Raw genomic sequence first — 25,637 nt, 5'->3', positions numbered from 1 at the left:
AAGACAAACTGCTCCCGAACGTCAAGAACAGCCTTGCGCAAAGGCTGCAGCCGGGCTGAAAGGCTTGGGCTCCGGGGTGAGGTTCAGGCGTCCTTTTTGCGCGGGAGCGTCTGCTCGTCGATCAGGCAATCGTAGATCGTGGCCTCACCTGCCCATTTCGACGGGTGTTGAACGTCCGGCACCACGACATGACCGATTTCGGGCGGCATGAGCTCATACCCGGGATACGCGACTGCGATCTCCTGTGCGATCCCATCCGCATAGGGTTGCTCCTCGGGTGTGAGCTCGATGCGCCGCTCCGCCGGTGGGAAGAGATTGCCGTGACCGTCCGGCTCGTCGAGCCAGAGATAGCGGTAGCTATGGAGGACGTAGTAGGGTACGAGAAAGCTCACCCCGAAGGCGAGCGAGTGAACACCAACGTCCCGGGCGAGCGTGGGGAGACGGATGCCCCACACGTGAGCCCCGCTGGGTCCTGCCCCCCAAAAATGCGGGAACGCGTTCTCCACGTCGCATTCCGGGAACCGGTCCCGGAGGTGGCGGAGCAGGCCGCGCCAGACCTCGTATTCCGCGCCTGTGATGGCCTGTCTGCGCCGTTCGACGAGCCGTCGATGTTCCGCCGTCCGACTGTACTCGCGCTCGACGGGCGAGATGCCGATTCCTGGATAGTACTGGCGAGCGAGTTCGATCAACTCGGCGGGCGAGTGCTTCATTGTGCGCGTACTCTAGCGCCGAGCCTATCATCTGCGACTGAACTTCGGTCGCGAACTCCGAGCAGAAGAGCGCCCGCAGCCACTGTGGACGCCTATGCATCACCACCCGAGACGCGTTGGTCGCGGCTGCAGCGGTCAGCAGCGCTGCCTGTTGCGAAAAGTGCAGGTGAGAAATGCACCAATCCCCACGAACGCACTTCCAGCCTCCGCGACCTCTTCCGCCGCCCCCTCGACGTCCTCCGGTGCCGCCTGCGCAATCACAGAAACCGCCGCACAAACGGCGGCGACCATCCACGCAAACCAGCGCTTGCCACCTCGACCCATGTCTCCCCCTCCCCGGCAAAGCCTGTCGGGCACGCAGGGCTACATGGGTTCGCTCGGCGTCGCGTCGATGAGATGATCGGATCGGACGGCCGTGTAGCCTTAAAGGGCCGGCGTGCGGTTCAGGCGTCCTTTTGCGCGGAATCCATGGGTCGTCGTTCAAACAAGAGCGCGTAGCCTCCGACGTCCTTGGGGAGCGTAGAAAGCCATAGACCGGCCGCAGCAGAGGACCCTTGACGTGCTTCCGACGGGCGTGCGGCCGGGCGCGGGCTCTGGCTGCGTGATCTAGCATCGCCGACCGGAGCATGGTACAGGGCACGAATGAGTCTGAAAGACGTTCTGAAACAGCGCGGAAAGGAAAAGGCCGTCGACCTCGAGGAATTCGAGAAGGTCGTGACAACGCTGATGCGCGACATCCGTAAGTGGGTGGAGGGGTTGCCGTTCGAGCTGATGGAGTGGAGCGTGCTCGTGCAGCATGCCGACAAACGTCTCAATCTACCGGCGATAACAATCCACTTCGAGGACGACCAGGTGACCGTGCAGCCGCGGTCGTTTCTGGCGGGGCGACGACCCCAAGTCGAGGTTAGCTCGGGCGCGCGCGCCGCCCTCTTGGAATATGTCGGCGCGTCCGGATGGATGTATTCTTGGGAGGGGGTTCACGGTCCGCTCACGTCTCTGACCGAGGAAACCTTCCGCGACGGAGTCCTCGCGGAGCTTCTACGATGAATCGCCTCGTGAAGGCCAAAGAATGGTACGATGCTCAGCTCTCCCGGTTGAAACACATTCAGGAGCTCAGTGAGGAGCACGACCAGGAGACTTCCTTGCGACCGTTACTTGGCGACCTGTTGCGTCTCAAGAAGGGCGACCGGAAGGTACGGCTCAAGGAGGAGCGCGAGGATCTGTATCGAGTAGCTCTCATGCGACTGTTTGCAGGGTTCGAGGCGGACTTCAAGGAGGGCTTCTTCGAGTACATTGCCAAGCGCAGCGGGATGTCGAATAAGCAAGTCGCAGAAACGCTGCCGGACGCGATCTCAACTTGGCTCGTGATGTATCGCGTCCTTGAACCGCAGAGCTTCTCGGAATCGTTGTTGGGTCAGATCCATCGAATCCGTGACGAGCGTAATCGACTGGCACACGGAGGGTTCCACCAAGCTCTCGCCCATACCTCTCCCGACGAGGCATATGGCGCGCTCAGGCAGCCACTCGAAACCCTTGCCGCCAAACGATGATCCCCGCAGACCGTCACTCGTCTGGTAACCCCTGACAGCAGAAGACCCTCGGATCGACGCCCTTCACCTCTCCCACGTGCTCCCCGCCCTTCGGTTCGCACGTCCCGGGCTCGTTGACGGTCCACTTCGCCGACATCGACCCCAGGGCGAAGGAAGCTGCGCCGAAGTTGATGCAACTCCCGTCCAGAGCCGGGACGTTCTCGAACAGCGACATCGGCACACCGCCGCATGTCGAGTCCTGGAACGCCGACAGGGTCGCGCTGCATTTTGCTCCCGAAGGCTCCCCGCATTCGCAGGGAGAGCAACCGACCTTCCCGGTGGTCCCACGATAGAACAGGAACCGCTCGGGGAACGCCTCGGGACATTGCGGCAGGTTCGCCTCATCGACCGGCAGCGTATATTGCACACATTGCCTGAACTCGGGCGGAGGTGGCTCGGTGCTCGGCAGGCACGTCTCGCTCGTGGACTCGCAACGCCCTTCTGCCGTGCCATGACAGGCCTTCGCGTACTTCCCCCAGTAGATGCCGTTCGCGAACGATTTAGGCCCACCAGGCGGGCCAGGAGCGAAGCCCGGGGCCTTGGGGGCAGGGTCTCCGATCGGCTCGCATCCCGTCACGCTGGGAGCCGCCAGCTCGATCGACGAGAAGCTTCCCGAAGGGAGCACGGTGGGTGAGACGCACGAACCGTCCCAACCTTCCGGGCCTGAATACTCCGTTGGATTGACGCCCTGGCAGAAGCTCGCGGAATCGACGTTGATCGAGCTAGGCAGCGTGCAAGACGCGGGTCCGCACGAGCAAGCCGCACATTGCACATGCACCGACAGATCGGCGAACCCGGTATAGAACACGGTATCGGCTCGTCCGGGACAGTCGGGAGCATCTTCCTCCGTCCCCATCCACAGAAGGACGGCCTTCTCGCGGAAGTCTGACGTTCCCATCGGCACACACTGCCCGCCTCGCGTGACACACGACAGGGGTTCGAGCCCATTGCCGCCATCGCGAGGGAAGCAATCCCCGTGGATGTCGGCATCGGGGTTCGCGTCCGGTTTACAGCGGAATTCGAGCTCCCACGGTTCGGTTGTGCAGCCATGAACGGCCAGGATGGCGCCAAACGCGAGTGCTCCAACGATGCCGACCGTCCAGGATGCGCGATATCGATCGAAAATCATGCAAAACTTCCTCTTCGAGCTACTGTGAAATGGCAATAGTGACACCAGCCGAAGCCATGAACCTGCCACCACTCCAGACGGGGGTGGCGCTGTCGGACGTTCGGATCGAGATCGACGTTTGCCTGAGCATGGAGGAAACGTCTCCGAACAAGCGAACCGAGAACGGTCCAGCGATCTTGTAGCGAGCCCCGACGCCGATCCCGACGCCCGGGATCACCTCACTTTCCCTGTCAGGCAAGTAGAGCGAGGTGTCGGCCATCTCGTATTGTATCACGTTGAGGCTCACCAACACGCACGTATCCAGCCACTTCCACGATACGCAGGGACCACCTAACCCACTGAATAGGAATGCGTCGATCGGACGAGCCTCCACCGGCCCGACAGACCACACGCCCCGGACGCCAGCCATCACGGAGAAGGCTTCTCGACGATACCAGCCAGCAAGCGAAGCACCCATCGCTGGAGACGGTAGAGCCCCCACAACCAGTGTGGCTCCGCCCTCGGCACTGAACAGGCCACGACCTTTCGGTGTGCTCGCAGGGTCCACCTTCTCGTGGGCCACGTTCTCGTGAACAACCACTCGTCGTTCTTTCGGCTCCTTCTCGATCGTGATGACTTGCGGCTGAGCCTGGGCAGGCTCGGGAAACTCGAGTTGTAGGAGCATCGACTTCCCGCCGACGCATTCTGCGGTCTGCTTCAGGTCTTCTCGGCCCGGGAGTGTCGCAGTGATCTTCGTCTCACCAGGCGAAATGAACGTCCAAAACGCACCTTCGCTTCGAACACGCTTGTCGCTTCCGATCGACACCATGGCGTCAACATCGTTGACCATGACGTCGAGCCGACAGACGCGTCGGCGCACGCGTTCGTACGCCTCGAAGAATTGCCTACGTTCGGCGGACGAGATCCCGGCCGCCTCCGATACGGCAACTTGCAGTGCAAATGCCATTTCGAGATCGGTTCGTGGATCCGGCAGGAACATCGAGAGGACGAGACCGAGGCGCCCGGACAGGCGAGGATCATGCTTCATCGAGAGGGCTTCCGAATACGCATCGGCAGCCTCGTTCAGCCGGCCCGCTTCGAGGGCTCGATCTCCCACGGCAACGCGCGACTTGAATCGTTCCTCCGCTTCGGGGCTCAACTTGCGATGCCGGCTAGCGCGCGAGGGTTTGGGTTCGTTCGGCGGAGCAGAAGACGTCTCGGGTTCCGCCGCCATCGTGGACGCCGAAAGCGTGACCAGAAGCAGCAGAGTCGCGAGTGAGAAAGAACGAACCACGGGACGAGCATCCTACATACTCGGACGAACCCTCGTCAAGGGGGGGTTGTGTACGGACGAACCTGACGACCCGGCTTTTGGCGTCACCGTCTGTAAAAGCGCCTGGGCGCAGCGGCCCGCCGCCTGAACCGTCGCTACCGGAGATCCTGCGGCGACGGATTCAAAGGCTTGCTGCGCCCTGAGATGCGCGCGGTGCGGAGCGACGGTGCGGACGCTCGTGCCGATATGAATGTTTGGGTAGAAGTGGCAGAGTCGTGCTAGGTGAGGTTCAGCCGTGCTGTTTGCGCGGAATCCAATGAGCGTTGAGCAAGCAATCGTAGATCGTCGCCGCACCCGGCACCCGATTCTCATGCTGCAAGTCTGGGACGATCCGGTACCCGATATCGGGCGGCATGAGCTCGTATTCCGGGAACGTGGCTACGATTTCCTGCACGAGCCTCTCCGCGTACGGTTGTTCCTCTGGCGTGAGGTCGAAGCGCTCCTCCCATGGCGTCGAGAGCCGGAAGCCAAACGAGTCGATCTCGTCGCGCCAATGGAATCCGCCGCTGTGGAGCACGTAGTAGGGCGCGAGAAAGCTCACGTGAAAGGTCATCGCGTGGCCTCCGACCTCCTTTGCGATCGTCGGAAGCCAGATATCGGCCGCGTGACAGGCACCCTCTGAAACCTTGGCCAGATACATGACCTTGTTCGCAACGCCGCACTCAGGCAATCGCTGGCCGAGTCGGTCGAGGAAGCTCCGCCATGACAGGTAGCTGGCAACGGCTTGCTGGCGGCGTTCCGTCAACCGTCGGATCTCCGCGGTCTCCCTGTACTCCGGTTGGTAGGGGTAGATGCCCAGAGGAGGATAAAACTGGCGAGCGAGCTCGATCAACTCCTCCGGCGAGTGTCTCATTGTGCGTTTACTCTAGGTCCGAGCCTCGTCATCCGCATGTTCAGCTGCGCTTCCAACTCGGTCGCAAAGGCTGGGCAGTAGGTCGCGCGCAGCCAGTTCGTTTGCCTATGCATCACGATGCTGGACGCGCACGAGGTCGACGACCTTGCCCACATGATCGACGACCTCGTGCGCGAGATGCGCCCACCTCGCGCACGGGTAGTGGTCGCGATTCGAGGCGGTCGCGACCACTACCAACCACCAGGTGGGCCGGTCGCGACCACTACCCGCGCACGAGGTCGACGACCTTGCCCGCGTGGTCCCGGATCTTGCTCACGTGATGGATCGACCTCGCCCACGTGATCGACGACCCCGCCCGCGTGGTCCCGGACCTCGCCCACGTGGTCGACGACCTCGCCCGCGTGGTCCCGGATCTCGCCCGCGACATGCCCCACCTCGCGCACGTGCTCGACGACCTCGCCCGCGTGGTCCCGGATCTCGCCCGCGACATGCCCCACTTCGCGCACGTGCTCGACGACCTCGCCCGCGAGATCCCCCCACTTCGCGCACGTGCTCGACGACCTCGCCCGCAAGCAAGATTCCGTCTCTTGCAAACAAATCCACCATGCGCATCCTCCGCACCGTCCTCGCGCTGTTGCGCGTGGAGCCGCAATGCACCCATTCCCCCCGTCTCGGGGAGGAGATCCCACCATGCCGAATTCTTTGGAGCCCGTCCCGCTCGACGTCCTCGTCCATGATTGCACCGCGCTCGCGCCCTTCCTCGCCGACCTGTCCGAAGGCGCCCGCCGGGGCATGCGCTCGGAGCAGGAAGGCTTTCCCGAGGTCGTCTCCGAGATCCTCACGAACCAGGCCATCCTCGGCGACAAGGCCGGCATCACGAAGTCCGACATCGAGGCCTTTCACGAATCGAACCAGCGCGTCACGATGATCGACGCACGCTTGCCCGCGATCAAGAAGCTGGTCGAGATGATGGAGGAGACGCGGGCCCTCGAAGACGACAAGCGGCAGCGGCTGGTCTACGCGTTCGCCGATTCCATCGAGCGCCGCGCCAAGACGACGGGCGACAAGACCCTGCTCGCGAAATACGAAAGGACGCGCAAGTATCGCTCGGCGATCGCGATGAAGGGGGTCAAGACGCGATCGAAGAGCGCCAAGGCCGCGGAGGCCGAGGGCGCAAAGGAGGGGCAGCGCTGAAGCGCACCCCTCGCACGCCGCACGGATGCAGCGCCCCCGATTGAAAGGACCTGTAAGGACACGATCGCGCCGCCGGGTGATATCGATCCTTTCGAGAGAGGTTCATCCGACCTCGAAGGAGAATGCCCCATGGCTCACGACGTGGAAGCAATCAAGGGACCTTACGGCTCGATCGGCTGGGTGCGATGCAAATCGTGCGGATGGAGCGGCGCCGGCGGCGATCAGCCCCCGAGATGCCCGCCGGCCGCCGCCACGAACCCGCCTCCGGGCACGATCGATCCCGTCGATCCGCTCGAACCCGAGCCGGTGAAAGAGCCCACGCCTTGACGGCGCCTCAATCGACGACGCGCACCACCGCCTTCGGCGCCAGCCGATAGCCGTCCTCGAATCGCTCGATCACCTCACGCAGCCCGAAATGCCGCAGCCGCGTGAGCGCTACATAAACGCGGTTCGCGCCCACCTCGAAGCTCGGCCGCTCGCCGGGCCACCCCGCTTCGAGTAGCTCCCACATCGTGAGCGGCTCGCCCGACCCCGCCTTTTGCTTCTCCACGAGCGCGAGCAAAATGCGCCGCTGCGCCCGGCCGAGCCGCCGCCGCTCTCCATCCGATCCTGCCACCCAGGCCGCGTCCTCTCCGAGCGTGAGCATGAGCTCCGCGCCGGTCCGCGCCCCGCCCCGCCCGATCAGCGCGGCGACGTGCGCCTCGAACGCCTCCGGCTCCGGCACGGCGCCCACGCAGGCGCGGATGCGGTCGGCCACCTCGATCGCCTCCTCCATGCTCGCCCGGAGCGCCGGCAGCTCGCCGAGCACGCGTTGCTCCACCCAGCGCAGGCAATCGACGAGCTCCGCGTCCGACGGCTGGAGCTCGCCCCGCACGATGCGACCCACGGCGTCCGAGATGTCCACGTAAGGCATCAACGAGCGCATGAAGAGCACGAGCGCCACGTAATCGCCCATCGGCGACGCGCTCCCCTGCATCGCGAGCTCGGGCGCCTGATACGGCGCGAGGGTGCCGTCGCTCGTCCCGTCGTCCTTCTCGACCGGAAAGTTCCTGCCGAATCCCACGAGGAAGAAGCGGCCCTCGGCGTTGAACAGCACATTGCCTGTAGAAATGCGGCCGAGGCAGATCGGCCCGCCCGTGCGCGGATCACGCTGCGCGTGCGCGGCCTGCATCGCCGTGCGTAGCCCCACGATGAACCCGTCGGCCGCGCCATAGGGGATTTTTTGCGCAGAATCGGCCATCGCCCGCACCACGTCCTGACCGTCGACCACCGCATCGCAGGCGAGCTCGAGGAATGGCGTCCCCTGCGCCTCACCACGAAAGGCAACCTTCGGGATCCGCGGGTGGTCGAGCATCGTGTGCGCGCGCTCCACCTCGGCGAGCGCCTCGCCGATGCGCCTCGGATTCGCCGATGCTCCGGGGAGCACCAGCGTGCAGCGCCGGCCGTCGTCCGCGCGCCTCGCCGCGACGACGTTGTACGCGCTGCGCGATCGAATGGGCACCGGATCGACGTAGCGCTCGAGGAACGAGGGCACGCTCGTGGATACCACATCCACGCAGATCGAGCGACGCCGCCGCGAGCCGCGTCGCAGTTTACGCTTGTCTTCCAGGAAAGGGCCGCTTTAGAGTCATGGCCCCCCAGGAGGCGGCTTTCATGCCGATTCTCGAACTTTCGTTCGCGTGTGGAGAGACGTCCTTGTCCGTGCGCCACTTCGCGGTGCACGAGGCCGTCTCGAGCTTGTTCACCGTGTCGGTGATGGCTCGGTCCGAGAGCCCCGGCATCGACCTCGAGGCGATCATCGGCAAGCCAGCGAGCCTGCGCGTCGTGAGCGGCTGGCTCTACGCGCGCCTCGGCGGCGCTCGGCTCTGGTCGGGCATCGTCAACGCGATCGAGCAGGTGCACGCCGTCCAGCCCGGGGGACAGGGCAAGGAGCTCTCCACCTATTCGCTCACGATCGTCCCCACGTTGTGGCTGCTCACCCAGCGCCGCAACTACAAGATCTTCCAGCACCTCTCGATCCCCGACATCGTCGATCGGGTCCTCGACGAGTGGAACCTCGAGCGCACCTGGAACGTCGATCGCGGCCGTTATCCCAAGCTCGAGTACAAGGTCCAGTACGGCGAGAGCGACTTCGCGTTCGTGAGCCGCCTGCTCGAAGAAGCGGGCATCTCGTACACGTTCCCCGACGACGACGCGAAGGGCTCGAGGCTCACGCTCGGCGACAGCCTCGAAGCGAACCCGCTCCGCCCGGGACCGGCGCTTCCGTACGTCGACAACCCGAACCGCGAGTCCGAGAAAGAGTACGTCTCCAAGGTCCGGCTCTCGCAGGCCGTGCGCCCCGGCGCGCACGTGATTCGCGACTACGATTTCCGCAACCCGAGCTACGCCCTCTTCGGCGACGCCCAGAACGCCGAGGGCAACGAGGCGAAGTACGAGCAGTACCATTACCAGCCCGGCGCCACGCTGATCGAAGGCGGCAAGGGCGGCGGCACGCCCGCCGCGGACGACAAGGGCACGGCGCGGTACGTCGAGTCGCACGGCAAGGATCGCGCGGGCCGGATGCTCGGCGGGGCGCGGAGCGACAGGCGCGCGGCCTCGTTCGAGACGAACACGATCGACCTCTGGCCGGGCCAGGTCTTCCGCATCGACAAGCACCCGCACGCGCTGCTCGGCGACGAGACGCGCTTGCTCGTGACGCGCTTCTCCGTCGAGGGCACGCCGGGCGAGGAGTGGCACATGTCGGGGCAAGCCGTGTTCACGGACGCGCCCTACAGGCCGCAGCAGAAGACGCCGAAGCCCAAGGTCGAGGGCGTGCAGAGCGCGCGCGTCGTCGGGTCTTCGGGGCAGGAGATCCACACCGACGAGTTCGGCCGCGTGCGCGTGCAGTTTCCCTGGGATCGCGACGGCCAGAACGACGACGACAGCTCGTGCTGGATCCGCGTGAGCCAGGGCTGGGCGGGCACGGGGTACGGCATGATCGTGATCCCGCGCGTCGGGCAGGAGGTCCTCGTCGGCTTCCTCGACGGTGATCCGGATCAGCCGATCGTCGTGGGCCGCGTCTACAACGCGAAGCAGGCCGTGCCGTACAAGCTGCCGGACAACAAGACGCGCTCGGCGTGGAAGACGAACACCTCGCAGGGCGGCGACGGCTTCAACGAGATCATGTTCGAGGATCTCAAGGATCAGGAGCTCGTCTGGGAGCACGCGCAGAAGAACCGGCGCAGGCTCGTCAAGAACGACGAGACGATCACGATCGGCCACGATCGGCAGAAGCTCGTGCAGAACGACGAGCAGGAAAAGACGCTCGGCAACCTCAAGGTCTACGTCGGCAAGGACCAGGACATCGTCGTCAAGCAGGACAAACGCGAGCGCGTCGAGGGCGACGATCACCTGGCCGTCTGGGGCAAGCAGAGCACGGCCATCGAAGGCAACCGCTCGTTCGTGGTGAAGGGCGACCGGCACGAGGTCGTCGGCAAGAACCACGCGCTCGCGGTCGTGCAGGACATCCACGTCGCGGCCGGATCGGCGATCGTCATCGAGGCGGCCAGCGATCTCACGCTGAAGGGCCCCGGCGGGTTCATCCGCATCGATTCGGCCGGCGTCACGATCCGCGGCAAGAAGGTCTGGATCAACAGCGGCGGCGCGCCCGGCGAAGGCCGCGGCGCCTCGCCCGACGCGCCGGCCGAGGCGATCGAGGCGGTCGTGGACGACGTGAGCAAGACCCTGATCGGGCAATAGGAAGGAGCCGGGCGATGCCTCCTGCCGCGCGCATCACGGATCGACACGTCTGCGGGATTCATCCGCCGAACGTCATCGTGGAGGGCGAGGACACGGTCATCGTCGGCTTCCAGCCGCAGGCCCGCGTCAGCGACGCCGAGGCGTGCGGCGCCGCCATCTCCGCCGGCGAGCCCACCGTCATCATCGGCGGGAAGGACGCCGCGCGGAAAGGCGACCCCACGAACCACGGTGGAACGATCGCGTCGGGGTGCCCGACCGTCATCATCGGCTCCAATCCGATGGCCGTCCTCCAGACGGACAAACCTTTCTGCGAGGACTGCGCCAGGAAGGCGGCCGAGCGCGCCGCGCGGCAGAAGGCCGGGAGGGACGGGTCGTGACCGAGCCTCGGCTCATCGTCGAGGTGCGTTATGGCAAGCTCGCCGGCACGAAGACCGTGATCGAGGCCGGCCGCGGCTTGCGCGTGGGCCGGACCGACCTCGCCGACCTCGTCATCGCGCACGACATGCAGATGTCGGGCACGCACTTCGAGCTGCAATGGGACGGCGCGCGCTGCGCCTTGCGCGACCTCCACAGCCAGAGCGGCACGCGCCTCGGCGGCCAGGCTGTCGCGCTGGGCGAGGTCCCGCACGGCGGCTGGATTCAGGCGGGCGAGACCGATTTCATGGTCTACGTCGAGGGCAAGACGGATCCGCCTTCGGACTTCCTCGAAGACGACGCGCTCGCGCGGGAACAGGCGCGTGTCCTCGCGGCCGAGCAGGCGCTCTTCTCGTTGCGCTCGATCGCCGGGGACAAGCCTCTGTACGCCGTCCTCGACATGGCGCGGGATCGGCGCATCCTCGCCCTTGTCCGCGAGCACGTCGAGCCGCACCGCTCCCTTTACGACGGCCCGCAGGGCGAGACGTTCGAGGACGTCGCGCCGTACCTCGTGGGCCCGATGCGCCGCGACTCGGCGCTGCTCGATCGCCTCGTGCGCGAGGGCTTCGGCAAGCGCTGGGGCATCTACTGCACGAGCGACGAGAAATTCGTCGAGGTGCGCCGCCATTTCCGGCGCTTCTTGATGGTCGAGCTCGACGAGACCGGGGAGCAGGTCTACTTCCGCTTCTACGACCCCGGGGTCGCGCGGGTCTTCTGGCCGACGTGTAATGCCGCGCAACGGACCGAGCTTCACGGCACGCTCGGGGATATCTTCGTCGAGGGCAAGGACCTCTCTCTCCTCCGCCTGCCACGCTGACGTACTGGGAGCTTTACGATGGCCATCCTGGATCTGAAGGTCGCCGGAGAACACGAGCTCTTCGTCCGTCATTTCTCCATGGATGAGGGCGTCTCGGAGCTCTTCACGGTCACGCTGCTCGTCCGCTCGCGCGACCATAGCCTCGACTTCTCCTCCATCGTCGGAAAACCCGCCTCCTTCCGCGTGCAGGCCGGCTACGAGCACGTCGCGGGCGGCGGCACGCGCGGGCTCGCGGGCATCGTCTCCTACGCGGAGCAGGTCGAAGCCTTGCAGGAGGTCAGCGCCGAGGACGGCCTCTCCACCTACGTCCTCTGCATCGTCCCCGACCTCTGGCTTTTGACCCAGCGCCGCGGCAATCGCATCTTCCAGCACCTCTCGATACCCGACATCGTGAAGCGTGTCCTCGGCGAATTCGGGATCGGCGGCGACTGGCGCGTCGACGGCGGCGCGTATCCGAAGCTCGAGTTCAAGGTCCAGTACGCCGAGACCGATTACGACTTCGTCTCGCGCCTGCTCGAAGAGGCCGGCATCGCGTTCGTCTTCGAGGACGGCGGCCGGCTCGTCTTCAGCGACGCGCTCGAAGCGGGCCCGAAGCGCAAAGGCCCGCCGATTCCGTACGTCGACAACCCGAGCACCGCAGCCGAAAAAGAATACGTCAAGAACGTCGGCATCGGCCGCGCCGTGCGTCCCGGCTCCGTCGTTTACCGCGATTACGACCCGCGCCACCCCGAGCTCGGGCTCGACGCGCACGCCTCGCCGCACACCGGCGTGGAGAAACCCTTCGAGCAGTACCATTACGACGCCGGCGCCTTCCTCGTCGAGACGGGCAAGGCCGGCTTCACGCCCGTCGCCGACGACAAGGGGTTTGCCCGGCACGACCACGGCTACGGCTACGACCTCGCCCGCCGCACGCTCGAAGCGGCGCGCGCCGATCACCGCGACGTCACCGTCGAGGGCAACACGCTCGACCTCTCGCCCGGCGTCGTCTTCTCGATCGCGCGCCACCCGCACCCGGAGCTCTCCGAGGGCCGCTCGCTCTTCGTCGTCGAGAGCAAGCTCTCCGGCTCCGACACGGGCGAGTTCGAGATGAGCGCGCGCGCCTTCTTCACGGATTACAAGTACCGCCCGCCGAAGAAGACCCCGAAGCCGCTCATCCACGGCGTGCAGAGCGCGACCGTCGTCGGCCCCGCGGGCCAGGAGATCCACACCGACGAATACGGCCGCGTCCGCGTCCAGTTCCCCTGGGATCGCGAGGGCAAGCGCGACGACGACAGCTCCTGCTGGATCCGCGTGAACCAGGGCTGGGGCGGGCTCGGCTATGGAATGCTGAACCTCCCGCGCATCGGCCAGGAGGTGCTCGTCGTCTTCCTCGAAGGCGACCCCGACCAGCCCGAGGTGACGGGCCGCGTCTTCAATGCCATCCAGCAGGTCCCGTACAAGCTGCCGCAGCACAAGACGCGCAGCACGTGGAAGAGCGACACCTCGCTCGGCGGCGGCGGCTTCAACGAGATCATGTTCGAGGACCTCGCCGAGAAGGAGCTCGTCTGGCAGCAGGCGCAAAAAGACCGCCGGCGCAAGGTCGAAAATGACGAGTTCGCGACGATCGTTCACGACCGTACGAAGCTCGTGAAGAACGACGAGCACGAGCGTATCGAGGGCAACCAAAAGCTTTGGGTCGGTAAGAATCTCGATGCGGTCACGAAAACGAACAAGCACGAGTGGATCGAGAAAAACGCTCACGCCGTGGTGAAAGGCAGCCGACGTGAGGAGGTCACGGGCAAGCATTCACTGACGGTGAAAAAAGACCTTCAGGAGAAGGTCAATGGAAGCCTCGCGTTGCGCGCGGGGAGCGACGTGCACCACGTGGCCGGCGAAAACTGGGTCGGCGAGGGCGGCGGCGACGCGACCGTGAAGGGGCCCGGCGGCTTCCTCCGTATTGATGGCGGCGGCGTTACCATTTCGGGCACGATGGTGTGGATCAACGAGCGCGGATCACCCGGCAAGGGCCGCGGCGCGAAGGCCGAGGCGCCCGCGTTCGGCGAACAGACGGGCCCCAAGCTCGATGAGGGCCTCGGCGAAGGGTCCGGCCAGCTCGGCGACGAAGAAGAGGCGAGCTGCCAGCATTGACGCAGAGCGAAACGCATTTTGCGCCCATTTTGATCTTGAGCCCGACCGCGAAGCCGGTTTAGGGTGCCTCTGCCAAAATTCGGACAGTACGCGCATTGGTCCTGGCGGTCACGTCACGTCGAGGAGGCGGCTTCCATGCCGATCTTGGAGCTATCGTTCGCTAGTGGTGAGACGTCGTTGTCGGTGCGCCACTTCTCGGTGCAAGAGAGCGTCTCGAGCTTGTTCAGCGTGAACGTGATGGCGCGTTCGGAGAGCCCTTCGATCGATCTCGAAGCGATCGTCGGGCAGCCGGCGAGCCTCCGTGTCGTGAGCGGCTGGCAGTACGCGCGCCTCGGCGGCGCGCGGCTCTGGACGGGCGTGGTGAGCTCGATCGAGCAAGTGCACGCGGTGCAGCCGGGCGGCCAGGGCAAGGAGCTGTCGACGTATTCGCTCCGCATCGTGCCGACCTTGTGGCTGCTCACGCAGCGGCGCGGGTATCGCATCTACCAGCACCTCTCGATCCCCGACATCGTCGATCGTCTGCTCGGCGAGTGGAGCGTCGAGTCGAAGTGGGAGATCGATCGGGGCCGGTACCCGAAGCTCGAGTACAAGGTTCAGTACGGCGAGACCGATTTCGCCTTCGTGAGCCGCCTGCTCGAAGAGGCGGGCATCTCGTACACGTTCCCGGACGACGACGCGAAGGGCTCGAAGCTCACGCTGAGCGATCGCCTCGAAGCGAACCCCGCGCGGCCCGGCGGCGCCCTGCCCTACGTGGACAACCCGAACCGCGAGTCCGAGAAGGAGTACCTCTCGAAGGTCCGCCTCACGCACATCGTCCGGCCCGGCGCGCACACGATTCGCGACTACGATTTCCGCAACCCGATGTTCGCGCTCTTCGGCGAGTCACCGAAGGCCGAGGGGCCCGAGGCAAAGTACGAGCAGTATCATTACCAGCCGGGCGCCACGCTCGTCGAGAACGGCAAGGGCGGCGGCGGCACGCCGACCGCGGACGACAAGGGCACGGCGCGGTACGATCAAGGGTTCGGCAAGGACCGCGCGGATCGCATGCTCGGCGGCACGCGCGCGGACAAGCGCACGATCGCGTTCGAGACGAACACGATCGATCTCTGGCCGGGGCAAATCTTCTCCGTCGACAAACACCCGCACGCCGAGCTCGGCGACGACAAACGCCTGCTCGTGACGGAGTTCTCGGTCGAGGGCACGCCGGGCGAGGAGTGGACGATGTCGGGCCAAGCCGCGTTCACGGACGCGCCTTACCGGCCGCAGCAGAAGACGACGAAGCCGAAGGTCGAGGGCGTGCAGAGCGCGGTCGTGGTGGGCCCCGCGGGCCAGGAGATCCACACCGACGAGTTCGGCCGCGTGCGCGTGCAGTTCCCCTGGGATCGCGAAGGGAAAAACGACGACAATAGCTCCTGCTGGATCCGCGTGAGCCAGGGCTGGGCGGGCACGGGGTACGGCATGATCGTGATCCCGCGCATCGGGCACGAGGTGATGGTCGGCTTCCTCGACGGTGATCCGGATCAGCCGATCATCGTGGGCCGCGTCTACAACGCGAAGCAGGCGGTGCCGTACAAGCTGCCGGACAACAAGACGCGCTCGACGTGGAAGAGCGACACCTCGCTCGGCGGCAACGGCTTCAACGAGATCATGTTCGAGGATCTCAAAGGCCAGGAGCTCGTCTGGGAGCAGGCGCAGAAGAACCGGCGCAGGCTCGTCAAGAACGACGAGACGATCACGATCGGCCACGATCGGCAGAAGCTCGTCTCGAACGACGAACAAGACAAGACGATCGGTTACGTAAAAGTGTTCGTCGGCAAGGACCAGGACATCGTCATCAAGCAGGACAAACGCGAGCGCGTCGAGGGCAACAGCCACCTGCACGTGCAGGGCAAGCGCAACCAGCGCATCGAGGGCAATCAGTCGCTCGAGGTGAAGGGCGATCGGCACGAGCTCATCGGCGAGAACCACGCGCTCGCGGTGTCGAAGGAGCTGCACATCAAGGCGGGGACGGCGCTCGTGATCGAGGCCGAGGATCTCACGCTGAAGGGCCCGGGCGGCTTCATCCGGATCGACGGCAGCGGCGTCACGATCCGCGGCACGAAGGTCTACATCAACAGCGGCGGCGCAGCGGGCCAGGGCTCGGGCGCGTCGCCGGAGAAGCCGGACGCGGCGATCGAGGCGGTCGTCGACGACGTGAGCAAGACGCTCATCGCGCAATAAAAGGAGCCACGAAGATGCCTCCTGCCGCACGAATCACGGATCGCCACAACTGCGGGATTCATCCGCCGAATGTCATCGTGGAGGGCGAGGGCACGGTCATCGTCGGCTTCCAGCCGCAGGCCCGCGTCGGCGACGCCGAGGCGTGCGGCGCCGCCATCTCCGCCGGCGAGCCCACCGTCATCATCGGCGGGAAGGACGCCGCGCGGAAAGGCGACCCCACGAACCACGGCGGCACGATCGCGTCGGGGTGCCCGACCGTCATCATCGGCTCCAATCCGATGGCCGTCCTCCAGACGGACAAACCTTTCTGCGAGGACTGCGCCAAGAAGGCGGCCGAGCGCGCCGCGCGGCAGAAGGCCGGGAGGGACGGGTCGTGACCGAGCCTCGGCTCATCGTCGAGGTGCGTTATGGCAAGCTCGCCGGCACGAAAAAGGCCGTCGAGGCGGGCCACGCGCTGAAGGTCGGCCGCACCGAGCTCGCGGACCTCGTCGTCGCGCACGACGGGCAGATGTCGGGCACGCATTTCGAGCTGCAATGGAACGGCGCGTCGTGCTTGCTGCGTGATCTCGGCAGCCAGGGCGGGACGCGCCTCGGCGGCCAGGCTGTCGCGCAGGGCGAAGTCCCGCACGGCGGCTGGATTCAGGCGGGCGAGACCGATTTCCTGGTGTACGTCGAGGGCAAGACGAAGCCGCCGCGGCGCAAGCGCGAACGTTCGCCCGAGGACGAAGAAGCGCGCGTCGAGGCGGCCGCGCGGGCGTGCGAGCGTTTGCGCGCGGAGGCGGCGAAGGTGCCGCTTTATGCCGTCGTCGACAGCGCGCGTGATCGCCGGATCCTCGAAGTGCTGCGCGAGGGCGTCGAGCCGCATCAATCGCTCTACGACGGCCTGCAGGGCGAGACGCTCGAAGACGTCGCGCCGTACCTCGTGGGCCCGTTCCGCAAGGATTCGGCGCTGCTCGACCGTCTCCTCGCCGAGGGCTTCGGCAACCGCTGGGGCATCTTCTGCACGAGCTACGACAAGTTCGTGGAGGTGCGGCGGCACTGGCGGCGCTTCTTGATGGTGACCCTCGAATCGACGAACGAGAAGGTCTACTTCCGGTTCTACGATCCGGGCGTGTTCCGCGTCTTCTGGCCGACCTGCAGCCCCGCGCAACGCCAGGAGTTCTCGGCCGGCATGGAGGAAATCTTCGTCGAGGAAGAGGACCTCTCGATCTCGGCGCTCGTAAGGCCTCACTGATTCGGAGTCAATGCCGTGGCAAACCTCGAGCTCTCCCTCGCCTCCGGTCAACGCGACCTCTACGTGCGGCGCTTTTCCGTCCGGGAATCCGTCTCGAACCTCTTTTCGATCCACCTCCTCGTCCGCTCGCCGGACCATAGCCTCGACCTCGGGGCCGCGGTCGGCCATCCCGCGGGCTTCCGCCTGCACGCAGGGTATGCCCACGTGCAGAGCGGCGCCCAGCGCACGTGGACGGGCATCGTGTCCCGCGCCGAGCAGGCGCACGCGCTGCAGGAGGTCACCGCCGAGGACGGGCTCTCGACGTACCACATCCACATCGTGCCGGAGCTCTGGCTGCTCACGCATCGCCAGGGCAATCGCATCTACCAGCAGCTCTCGATTCCGGACATCATCGATCGCCTCCTCGGCGAGTGGAACATCCGGCCGACCTGGCGTATCGAGCGCGACCGGTACCCGAAGCTCGACTACAAGGTCCAGTACCGGGAGACCGATTACGCCTTCATGTGCCGCCTCCTCGAAGAGGCGGGCATCGCGTATACCCTGAGCGAGCACCCCGAGCGCGGCACGACGCTCGTCTTCGGCGATCGCATCCAGACGAACACGCCCCGCTCCGGCCCGCCCATTCCGTACGTGGACAACCCGAACGAGGCGGCCGAGAAGGAGTTCATCAGCCGCGTGCGCTTCGGACGCGAGGTTCGCCCCGGCGCGGCGACGTTCCGCGATTACGATCCGCGCAAGCCCGATCTCACCCTCTTCGGCAAGGCCGAGCCGACGGCCGGCATCGAGGGCAAGCTCGAGCAATACCATTACGACGCGGGTTCGTTCCTCGTCGAGACGGGCAAGGCCGAGGGCACGCCGAACGCCGACGATCGAGGCTTCGCGCGTCACGATGGCAAGTACGGCACGGAGCTCTCGACGCGTGTCCTCGAAGCCGAGCGCACGGGCGAGCGGATGGTCTCCTTCGCGGCGAACACGTTCGACCTCGCGCCGGGCGTGATCTTCTCGATGGCGCGCCACCCGCATGCGGCGCTCCCCGAGAGCCGGCAGCTGCTCGTCGTCGGCGCCTCGCTCGAAGGCACGGACACCGGCGATTTCAACTTCTACGGCCACGCGTTCTTCGCCGAGGCGCCTTATCGTCCGGCAAGGCAAACGCCGAAGCCGCGCATCAACGGCTTGCAAAGCGCGACGGTCGTCGGGCCCTCGGGCCAGGAGATCCACGTCGACGAGTTCGGCCGGGTGCGCGTGCAATTCCACTGGGATCGCGAGGGGCAGAAGAACGAGCAGAGCTCGTGCTGGATCCGCGTGAGCCAGGGCTGGGGCGGCATGGGGTATGGCATGATCACCGTGCCCCGCATCGGCCAGGAGGTGCTGATTTCGTACCTCGAAGGCGACCCCGACCACCCGATCATCGTGGGGCGCGTCTACAACGCCGCCCAGCAGGTCCCGTACAAGCTGCCGCAGGACAAGACGCGCAGCACGTGGAAGAGCGATTCGTCGCTCGGCTCGGACGGGTTCAACGAGATCATGTTCGAGGATCTCGCGCAGAAAGAGCTCGTCTGGCAGCAGGCGCAGAAGGACCGCAACCGGAACGTCAACAACGACGAGTTCGCCACGATCGTCCACGACCGGCAGAAGCTCGTGAAGAACGACGAGTCCGAGCAGACCCTCGGCAATCGCAAGTTCTGGGTCGGCAAGGATTACGACGAGGTCACGAAGCAAAACAAGAACGAGACGTACAACAAAGACGTCCACCTCGTGGTGAAGGGCAGCCGGCGCGAGCGGATCGACGGCAAGCAATCCCTCACGGTGAAGAAGAGCCGCCACGAGAAGGTCGAGGGCAGGAGCGCGCTCCGGGCGGGCCAAGAGATTCACCACGTGGCCGGCGAGGAGTGGGTCGGCGAGGCGGGCGGCGCGGCCACGATCAAGGGCGCCGGCGGCTTCATCAATCTCGACGGCGCCGGCATCACCATCTGGGGCACGATGGTGTGGATCAACGAGCGCGGCGAGCCCGGCGACGGTAGCGGCTCGAAGCCCGAGGGGCCCTTCGACCCGCCCGCGCCCGAAGAGGCGGCCACGTCCGACGAAAGCCCGAATGATCACGCCCCGGACCAGTTTACCATCGATGATCCCGCCGACGGGGACGGGAGCCCGATCCCGGTATGAAGGTCGGGGAGCAGCAGCAGCAGCAGGTCGCGGGGACGGGCAATGGCGTGCAGCGGTGCGCCGTCGTCGTGGTGATCGATCCCGGGCACGGCGACTCGCACGACGAGAGCACCACCATCGATCCGGGGGCCGTCGGCGGCGGCCTCAACGAGAGCGACATCGTCCTCGATATCTCGAAGCTGCTCAAGGGCAAGCTCGCCGCGAAGACCGATCTCATCGAGTCGGTGCACCTGACCCGCGAGGGCAACGTCGACAATCCCTCGCAGCCAAAGCTCCTGTGGCGCCAGCAGGTCGCGGTGGCCAAGAAGTGTGACGTGTTCCTCAGCATTCACATGAACTCCTTCGAGAAGGCCTCGGCCAACGGCAAAGAGGTGTTCTACAACCACAAGTCGTCGAACAAGGCGGAGAGCGCGAAGTTCGCGAGCGCGCTGTATACGGAGTACAAGCTTCCGATCGCGTGGCGCCAGCCGCCCATCAAGACGTCGGGGCTCAGCGTGCTCGCGACGTACAAGTGGAAATCGACGAAGCTCGGCATCTATCGCGACTCCACCATCTTCCAATCGGTGAAGGCCGCCGCGTTGTTCGAGCTCGGCTTCATCTCCAATGACGCTGACCGAAAGGCCGTGATCGACAACAAAGACAACATCGCGGGCTGGCTCTGCGAGGGGATCTGCTCGTACGTGAGCGCCAACCGCGCCGCGCTCTGCGGCCCCTGACGAGGGCTCCGCTCCGAGGAGAGAAACAAAAATTCTCGGGCGAAAGCGAAGACGATCGCCCCGCCCAACAGTTCACGCTTCTTGATGGTTCGACGACATCGGAGGTTCGATTCCTCATGGCGACCGTATCCCCGGAGCAGCAACAGGCGCTCGCAGCGGAGCAGAGCGACGGCAGCGCCGTCCAGAAATGCGCCGTCATCGTGGTCATCGATCCCGGGCACGGAGACCGGCTCAAGAAGGGTTACCCCATCGACCCCGGCTGCGTCCATGGCGAGATCTACGAGAAGGACCTCGCGCTCGCCATCGGAAAGCTCCTGAAGCCGAAGCTCGAGGCGAAGACCAGCTGCGTCGAGTCGGTGCACCTGACGCGCGACGGCGATATCAGCGAGCTCCGGAGGAGGCTCCACTGGCGGACCAACATCGCCAAGGAGAAGAAGGCAAACATCTTCATCAGCCTCCACCTCGACGCGGCCGGCGCGTCGGCGACAGGCCAGTCGGTCTGCCATCACCCGAGCTTCAAGAACTCGGTCAAGCTCGCGACTGCGATCTCCGCGCGCGCCAAGGTGGTCAAGCCCAAGAAGGAGGGGCCCATCAGTCCCAGGAGCGATCTCCACGTGCTCAACAAGAACAATTTCGGCAAGGAGACGAAAGCCTCCGTGCTGATCGAGCTCGGGTTTATCTCGAACGACGCCGACCGCACGGCCTGCCAGACGAAGCAGAGCGAGATCGCGGCCGAGATCGCCGACGGCGTCGAGGATTTCATCCTCGCGAACAAGGCCATCTTCAGCGAGGACTCCAGCCTGCCGAAGAACGTGCCCATCCCGCGGCCCCGGCCGACCAATCTCTGAATTCGTTCACGAGCTGAGCCACGCCCCGGCGATCCCTTCGACCCGATCGGGCGAGAGGATCAGGCGGCCCGGCACCACGAGCTTCCAAGACGCGAGGCTCACCCGCGCCATGCCCGGGCCGGGGATGGGTAGAATTTGCAGCTCGGCGCCCTCGGCATTCCGGCGCAGGTCCACCTGCATCGCGCCGCCGCGGGCCGCCCGCATGGCCCCGAGCAGGTGACGAAAGACCGATCGTGACAAGGTACTCGGATCCGCCTCGATCACGATGGGCTCGATGTCGTGGAGGACGACCTCGACGTTGTGCATGGACGCCTCGGTCTGGAGCAATTCCAAAAGATCACGCACCAGCGCGTCGAGATGAACCGGACGCGACGCGGCGGGATCGTCCCACGCGAGCAATCTCCACAAGGCCGCGTGCTGCCGGAACCGTTCGAGGACCGTGGTCGCGAGCGCGAGGAGCTCGCGGGCGTGCGTCCATCGGTTGAAGGAGAGCTCCTCCGCGGCAAACTCCAGCCGAAGGCGCACGGCCGCCTGCACCTGGAGGATGTCCCCGAGCAGCCGATCGAGCGCCTCGGTGAGCTGCCCGCGCGCCACGAGCACCCGCTTCAAATCCTCCTCCAGCCGCGCAGCCAAGAGCTCCATTTCAATGCCGTGCGCGGCGCAGAGCATGATTTCGCGCAGCCGATGACCGACCTCGGGCCTGCGCACGGAGACGCTGAGCACGCCGGCCGTTGCCCCGGTGCCGTCGCGCAGCGGGGTCCCCTGGCAAGTGAACGCGTGAAACCCTTCGATGAAATGCTCCGGGCCGACGAGCTCCACGTATCCCTTTTCCGCGATCGCCGTGCCAATCCCGTTCGCCCCGCAAGCCGCCTCGTCGAGCAACGCGCCGGGACCGGGGAAAGGCTCGGGGCCATGGATCGTCCGCTCGTCGCCGAACACGTCGAGGACCACCGCCCGCGCGTCCCCCAGCATGGCCGCGTGCCGCTCGCGCCCCGAGGCGCGCGAGAGCGCTTGCATGTACGGCTGCGCGGCGCGGAGGAGCGCGTCGTGTCGGTCCCGCAGGCGCTCGACGTCGAGAGCGCCGAGCCCCTCGGCGCGCGGACGTCGCGGATCGGCTCCGCCCAGATGCGAGCGCTCCCAGGAACGCAGCACTTGCGGACGTAAAAGTTTCGACGAAATGGCGCCCGTCGACCGGTAAAGCCGCCCTGCCTCGAGGACACCTTCCACGGATACCGTGCCCATGGCCCCCTCCCCTCTCTGGCGAAAGCTTGGTGCGTGTGTCTACCTTCCGCCCCCCACTTGCGTGTAGACTAGATCCTGAGAAATGTACGCGCGATCTGCGGCCGCTGTCCACGCATTTGCGGAACATATCGAGGTGTCCGACGAAGCCGTCCATGGCGAAAGATGGAGTCGAGCCACACCATGGCAGACCTAGGGGAGCGACCCGACGCGACGTTCGATCTGGCCGCCGTGGGGATGGCGTTCGTCTCTCTCGATGGCATCTTGCTCCGCGCCAACCCGAAGCTCTGCGATTCGCTCGGCCGCAGGCTGGACGAGCTCGAGGGGCGCCCCGCGCAAGACCTCAGGCATCCGGACGACGCGGAGGCGGCCCTCCAGCACATTCAGGTATTGCGCGAGGGCGTCATCCAATCCGCCACGAACGAAGAGCGCTTGCTGCGAAGGGATGGCTCGCCGCTCTGGGTCGCCGTCACCCGCTCCCTGGCCCGCGGCCCTTCGGGCGCTCCTCTTCACATCCTCGAAGTCATACACGAAATCGAGCGCTACAAGCGCTCCGAGGAGGCGCGCGAGAGGGCCCTCGCCGGCGAACGGGCGGCGCGCATCCGGGTCGAGCTTGCCGAGGCGCGGATGGCGCGCCTCCAGACGATCACGTCCGAGCTCGCTCGTGCCCTGACGCCCACGCAGGTGGCGGACGTCGTGCTCGAACAGGGGCTCGCCGCAGTCTACGCCGACGCGGGTTACGTTGCGTTGCAGGCCGAGGGCGGCATGATCGAGGTCCTCCTCGCCCCCGGCTATCCGGAAGAAAGCTCCGAGCGATTTCGCCGCATTCCCCTCACCGCAGCCTTGCCGTCCGCTGATTGCATCCGCACCGGCCGCCTCCTCGTGTACGCCTCCCAGGAGGCATTCCGCGCGGCCTACCCCGACGCGCCGTCGCAGCGCTGGGCCAAGACCTGGGTGGTCATCCCGATGAAGGTCGGCGATCGGACGATCGGGGCGCTCGGCGTCACGTACCTCGATACTTGCCGGATCAACCAGGACGATCGGGCGTACATGTGCACGCTCGCCCAGCAATGCGCGCAGGCCCTGGAGCGGGCGCGCCTCTACGAGGCGGAGCAGCGGGCGCGGCTCGCGCGGGAGGAGGCGCTGGCCATCGCGGCGCACGACCTCCGGAATCCTCTCTCGGCGATCATGCTGGTCGCCACGTCCATGATACGAGCGGCGCCGGAAGACGAAGCGGGGAAACGGGTCCGGGAGCGGGCGCAAAAACTCAAGGCGACAGCCGAGCACGCGATGCAGCTGCTCCACAACCTCCTCGACGCCGCGATCATCGAGGCGAACACAATGACGCTCGAGCTCGGCCCGTGCGAGGTCGACGTGCTCCTCGCCGAGGTCGCCGAGATCCACGCGCCGCTCGCCGAGCAAAAGGAAATCAAGCTCGGCACCCGCCCGCTGGGCCACCCTCTGCCGCTGACATGCGACCGCGGAAGGGTCATCCAGGCCCTCTCGAACCTCGTCGGCAATGCATTGAAGTTCACCCCCAGGGGCGGGGCGATCACGCTCTCCGCCGGGCTCGACGGCGCCTCGGGGCGACTTTCGGTCGCCGACACCGGGCCGGGCATCAAGCAGGAGGACGTCCCGCGCCTCTTCGATCGCTACTGGCGCCCGCGGGCAGTGCGCGGCGCGGGAACGGGGCTCGGCCTGTACATCGTCAAGGGGATCGTCGAGGCCCACGGCGGGACCGTCTCCGTCGACAGCAAGCTCGGCGCGGGGACGACGTTCTCGTTCACCCTCCCCGTCAAACCGAGCGAGCGCGCTTCGCCGCAGAATGCACGAAAGCCCGCTCGCTGACGTGCCGGCCGGCCTGTTCCGTGCGTCGCGCCCTCCGGCGGTGGCGGTGGACCACCACGAAGCCGACGAGGCCATTGACGAGCAGGAGCGCGTTCGTGGCCATGAAGACCCAGTTTCCCAGGAGCACGCTGTACGACGTGAACCCGATCGAGGCCGCGGTTTGCCCGATCCACAACCATTTCGACACGCCGGCCACCGATCCGCTGCGCCACTGTTTCCAGTTTTGCCCGGTGAGCGTGGCGAGCAGGATGAACGAGCTGACCCAGCCAATGAGCTCCGTCATGCGCCTTGGCCCGCATGTGGGGCCAGGCGCCGCCGTCGCCAGGGTGGGGCTCCCCCATTAACCCTTGGCCCCGGCCGTCCCCCGCTCCGGCACCGTGACCGTCCCGATCGCGAGCGCCCGAAGCGCCTCGCCCCGCCCCTCGTATTGGTCCTGTGCCGGATGCAGCTCGCCCACGAGCCGCGCCCGGAATTTGCGGAACATCGGCAGCTTGCGGGCGACCGCGTCCGGCGCATAGGCCACGATGGGCTGGCTGTCCGAATGAATGCGCAGGAGCAGCCGCAGGTACGTCCCGCCGAGCACCTCGCGCTTCTGGTAATGACGCCCGCCGAGCAGCGCCCGCTCGGCCTGCATGTCGAGCGCGTCCGCGGGCAAACCCTTCTTCTCCCGGGCGAACGCCTCGCGGATCCGGTTCGACAAACCCTCCGGCACGACGGGCGCCCACGACAAACCCGAGCGCGCGATGAACTTGTCCGCCGCCTCGACGGCCGCCTTCAGCCCCTCGTCCGTGGGCCCGACGAGCGGCGCCGCCGCGGTCGAGAGCGCCTTCAGCGTCTCCATCTCGTCGAATGGCGTCTCGACCTCGCCGCCCACGAGCACGATCGGCGTCGCGTATTTCCCGTCCTCGCGAATGGCCTGGTCCATGAGCTCGACGAGGCTCCGGTCGTCCATTCGATCGGCGCGGGCGAGGATCTCGAAGATCTCGCGGCGATCCTCGATTTCCCAGGCCTCCTTGCCGGCGAGCACGTCGTCGATCTCCTTGTCGGCGCCGCGCTGCTCGAGCTCGGAGAGCAGCCGCTTCCACGCGGGCACGCGCCGGATGCGCGGCACGAAGCTCGGCTCGAACCACACGAGGTGGAGCAGCTCGCGGACGATGACGGGCTTTTGCGCCTCCTCCTCGGCGACGAGCGCGCGAATCTCCCGCCGCGGCGCGCTCCACGGGCGCACGCCCGCGGCCTCGTTCGATGCGCCGAGCGCGCCGCCGTCGGACGCCGAATCCTTGGGCGCCTCCGCGATTGCCGCTGCGGCCGCAGCCGCCGCCGTACCGAGCGTCTCGCGCCCCGGGGCCACGCCGCCGGGCGCGCCGCCGGCCCACGGGCTCGGCCCGCGGCCGCCCTCCGCGGACGACGTTGTTCCAGGACGAACCGGCGCGGGGACGGGCGGCGGGCGCGACGGGGGCGCCGCGGGAATCGTGGAGACGGCGAC

General features: G+C 66.3%; 23 protein-coding genes and 1 pseudogene. 15 read left to right on the top strand and 9 right to left on the bottom strand.

The features are described from left to right. Nucleotides 1–83 precede the first annotated feature (83 nt). The gene (locus QHF83_RS14855; protein WP_282418480.1) at nt 84–710 is read right to left on the bottom strand and encodes a hypothetical protein; all 627 of its coding nucleotides are present in this window, start codon (nt 708–710) and stop codon (nt 84–86) included. Nucleotides 711–1,352: 642 nt separating this feature from the next. Here QHF83_RS14855 and QHF83_RS14850 point away from each other — a divergent pair. Beyond that, complete coding sequence (locus QHF83_RS14850; RefSeq protein WP_282418479.1) at nt 1,353–1,757, top strand: hypothetical protein; 405 nt, start codon at nt 1,353–1,355, stop codon at nt 1,755–1,757. Nucleotides 1,758–1,765: 8 nt separating this feature from the next. After that, a complete protein-coding gene (locus QHF83_RS14845; RefSeq protein ID WP_282418478.1) occupies nt 1,766–2,260 on the top strand; it encodes a hypothetical protein in 495 nt (164 codons plus the stop codon). A 13-nt stretch (nt 2,261–2,273) separates the two neighbouring features. Here the strand turns inward: QHF83_RS14845 and QHF83_RS14840 are convergent, their stop codons facing one another. The 4 genes from QHF83_RS14840 to QHF83_RS14825 form a co-directional block, all read right to left on the bottom strand. Next, the gene (locus QHF83_RS14840) at nt 2,274–2,924 is read right to left on the bottom strand and encodes a hypothetical protein (protein ID WP_282418477.1); all 651 of its coding nucleotides are present in this window, start codon (nt 2,922–2,924) and stop codon (nt 2,274–2,276) included. 523 nt (nt 2,925–3,447) lie between these two features. Further along, nucleotides 3,448–4,701 carry a hypothetical protein gene (locus QHF83_RS14835; RefSeq protein WP_282418476.1) on the bottom strand — a complete coding sequence of 418 codons (1,254 nt, stop codon included), beginning with the start codon at nt 4,699–4,701 and terminating at the stop codon, nt 3,448–3,450. A 268-nt stretch (nt 4,702–4,969) separates the two neighbouring features. Next, entirely contained in the window at nt 4,970–5,593 is a 624-nt protein-coding gene (locus tag QHF83_RS14830; protein ID WP_282418475.1) for a hypothetical protein, read from the bottom strand. Between the two features lie 230 nt (nt 5,594–5,823). Then, complete coding sequence (locus tag QHF83_RS14825; RefSeq protein ID WP_282418474.1) at nt 5,824–6,165, bottom strand: hypothetical protein; 342 nt, start codon at nt 6,163–6,165, stop codon at nt 5,824–5,826. 118 nt (nt 6,166–6,283) lie between these two features. Here QHF83_RS14825 and QHF83_RS14820 point away from each other — a divergent pair, with 118 nt between their 5' ends. Together QHF83_RS14820 and QHF83_RS14815 are read left to right on the top strand one after the other, a co-directional pair. Beyond that, complete coding sequence (locus tag QHF83_RS14820) at nt 6,284–6,787, top strand: hypothetical protein (protein ID WP_282418473.1); 504 nt, start codon at nt 6,284–6,286, stop codon at nt 6,785–6,787. A gap of 129 nt (nt 6,788–6,916) precedes the next feature. Further along, nucleotides 6,917–7,114 (top strand): hypothetical protein, encoded by a 198-nt coding sequence (locus QHF83_RS14815; protein WP_282418472.1) that lies wholly within the window; start codon nt 6,917–6,919, stop codon nt 7,112–7,114. A 7-nt stretch (nt 7,115–7,121) separates the two neighbouring features. On the opposite strand, the gene QHF83_RS14810 is transcribed toward QHF83_RS14815, so the two are convergent. Further along, entirely contained in the window at nt 7,122–8,342 is a 1,221-nt protein-coding gene (locus QHF83_RS14810; protein WP_282418471.1) for a hypothetical protein, read from the bottom strand. Between the two features lie 98 nt (nt 8,343–8,440). Here QHF83_RS14810 and tssI (QHF83_RS14805) point away from each other — a divergent pair, with 98 nt between their 5' ends. From tssI (QHF83_RS14805) to QHF83_RS14760, 10 genes are all read left to right on the top strand, one after another. After that, nucleotides 8,441–10,525, top strand: coding sequence for a type VI secretion system tip protein TssI/VgrG (gene tssI / locus QHF83_RS14805; protein ID WP_282418470.1), 2,085 nt, complete (start codon nt 8,441–8,443; stop codon nt 10,523–10,525). Nucleotides 10,526–10,539: 14 nt separating this feature from the next. Beyond that, the gene (locus QHF83_RS14800) at nt 10,540–10,902 is read left to right on the top strand and encodes a PAAR domain-containing protein (protein ID WP_282418469.1); all 363 of its coding nucleotides are present in this window, start codon (nt 10,540–10,542) and stop codon (nt 10,900–10,902) included. Beyond that, a complete protein-coding gene (locus QHF83_RS14795; protein ID WP_282418468.1) occupies nt 10,899–11,756 on the top strand; it encodes a DUF4123 domain-containing protein in 858 nt (285 codons plus the stop codon). Before QHF83_RS14800 ends, QHF83_RS14795 begins: the two co-directional genes overlap by 4 nt. Before the next feature lie 18 nt (nt 11,757–11,774). Beyond that, nucleotides 11,775–13,883, top strand: coding sequence for a type VI secretion system tip protein TssI/VgrG (gene tssI / locus QHF83_RS14790; RefSeq protein WP_282418467.1), 2,109 nt, complete (start codon nt 11,775–11,777; stop codon nt 13,881–13,883). Nucleotides 13,884–14,018: 135 nt separating this feature from the next. Next, the gene (gene tssI, locus QHF83_RS14785) at nt 14,019–16,103 is read left to right on the top strand and encodes a type VI secretion system tip protein TssI/VgrG (RefSeq protein WP_282418466.1); all 2,085 of its coding nucleotides are present in this window, start codon (nt 14,019–14,021) and stop codon (nt 16,101–16,103) included. A 14-nt stretch (nt 16,104–16,117) separates the two neighbouring features. Next, on the top strand, nt 16,118–16,480 hold the full coding sequence (locus QHF83_RS14780; protein ID WP_272417791.1) for a PAAR domain-containing protein: 363 nt from the start codon (nt 16,118–16,120) through the stop codon (nt 16,478–16,480). Next, nucleotides 16,477–17,337 carry a DUF4123 domain-containing protein gene (locus QHF83_RS14775; protein ID WP_282418465.1) on the top strand — a complete coding sequence of 287 codons (861 nt, stop codon included), beginning with the start codon at nt 16,477–16,479 and terminating at the stop codon, nt 17,335–17,337. The genes QHF83_RS14780 and QHF83_RS14775 overlap by 4 nt, the downstream gene beginning before the upstream one ends. 15 nt (nt 17,338–17,352) lie before the next feature. Continuing rightward, a complete protein-coding gene (gene tssI / locus QHF83_RS14770; RefSeq protein WP_282418464.1) occupies nt 17,353–19,500 on the top strand; it encodes a type VI secretion system tip protein TssI/VgrG in 2,148 nt (715 codons plus the stop codon). Further along, nucleotides 19,497–20,216, top strand: coding sequence for an N-acetylmuramoyl-L-alanine amidase (locus QHF83_RS14765; RefSeq protein ID WP_282418463.1), 720 nt, complete (start codon nt 19,497–19,499; stop codon nt 20,214–20,216). Before tssI (QHF83_RS14770) ends, QHF83_RS14765 begins: the two co-directional genes overlap by 4 nt. A gap of 116 nt (nt 20,217–20,332) precedes the next feature. After that, nucleotides 20,333–21,064: an N-acetylmuramoyl-L-alanine amidase gene (locus QHF83_RS14760; protein ID WP_282418462.1), complete on the top strand. Its 732-nt coding sequence runs from the start codon at nt 20,333–20,335 to the stop codon at nt 21,062–21,064. 6 nt (nt 21,065–21,070) lie between these two features. Here the strand turns inward: QHF83_RS14760 and QHF83_RS14755 are convergent, their stop codons facing one another. Next, nucleotides 21,071–22,306 carry a hypothetical protein gene (locus QHF83_RS14755; RefSeq protein ID WP_282418461.1) on the bottom strand — a complete coding sequence of 412 codons (1,236 nt, stop codon included), beginning with the start codon at nt 22,304–22,306 and terminating at the stop codon, nt 21,071–21,073. 180 nt (nt 22,307–22,486) lie between these two features. On the opposite strand from QHF83_RS14755, the gene QHF83_RS14750 reads away from it, so the two are divergent. Then, a complete protein-coding gene (locus QHF83_RS14750; RefSeq protein ID WP_282418460.1) occupies nt 22,487–24,151 on the top strand; it encodes an ATP-binding protein in 1,665 nt (554 codons plus the stop codon). Here QHF83_RS14750 and QHF83_RS14745 read toward each other — a convergent pair. Both QHF83_RS14745 and QHF83_RS14740 read right to left on the bottom strand, forming a co-directional pair. Continuing rightward, a complete protein-coding gene (locus QHF83_RS14745) occupies nt 24,099–24,434 on the bottom strand; it encodes a hypothetical protein (RefSeq protein ID WP_282418459.1) in 336 nt (111 codons plus the stop codon). The two genes, QHF83_RS14750 and QHF83_RS14745, sit on opposite strands and share 53 nt — an antisense overlap. 57 nt (nt 24,435–24,491) lie before the next feature. Further along, a pseudogene (locus QHF83_RS14740) lies at nt 24,492–25,637 on the bottom strand (hypothetical protein); the annotation flags it as partial.

It is taken from the genome of Polyangium sp. 15x6, from assembly GCF_029960785.1.
GTDB lineage: Bacteria > Myxococcota_A > Polyangia > Polyangiales > Polyangiaceae > Polyangium.
This window is presented reverse-complemented; position numbering and strand designations above follow the sequence as displayed.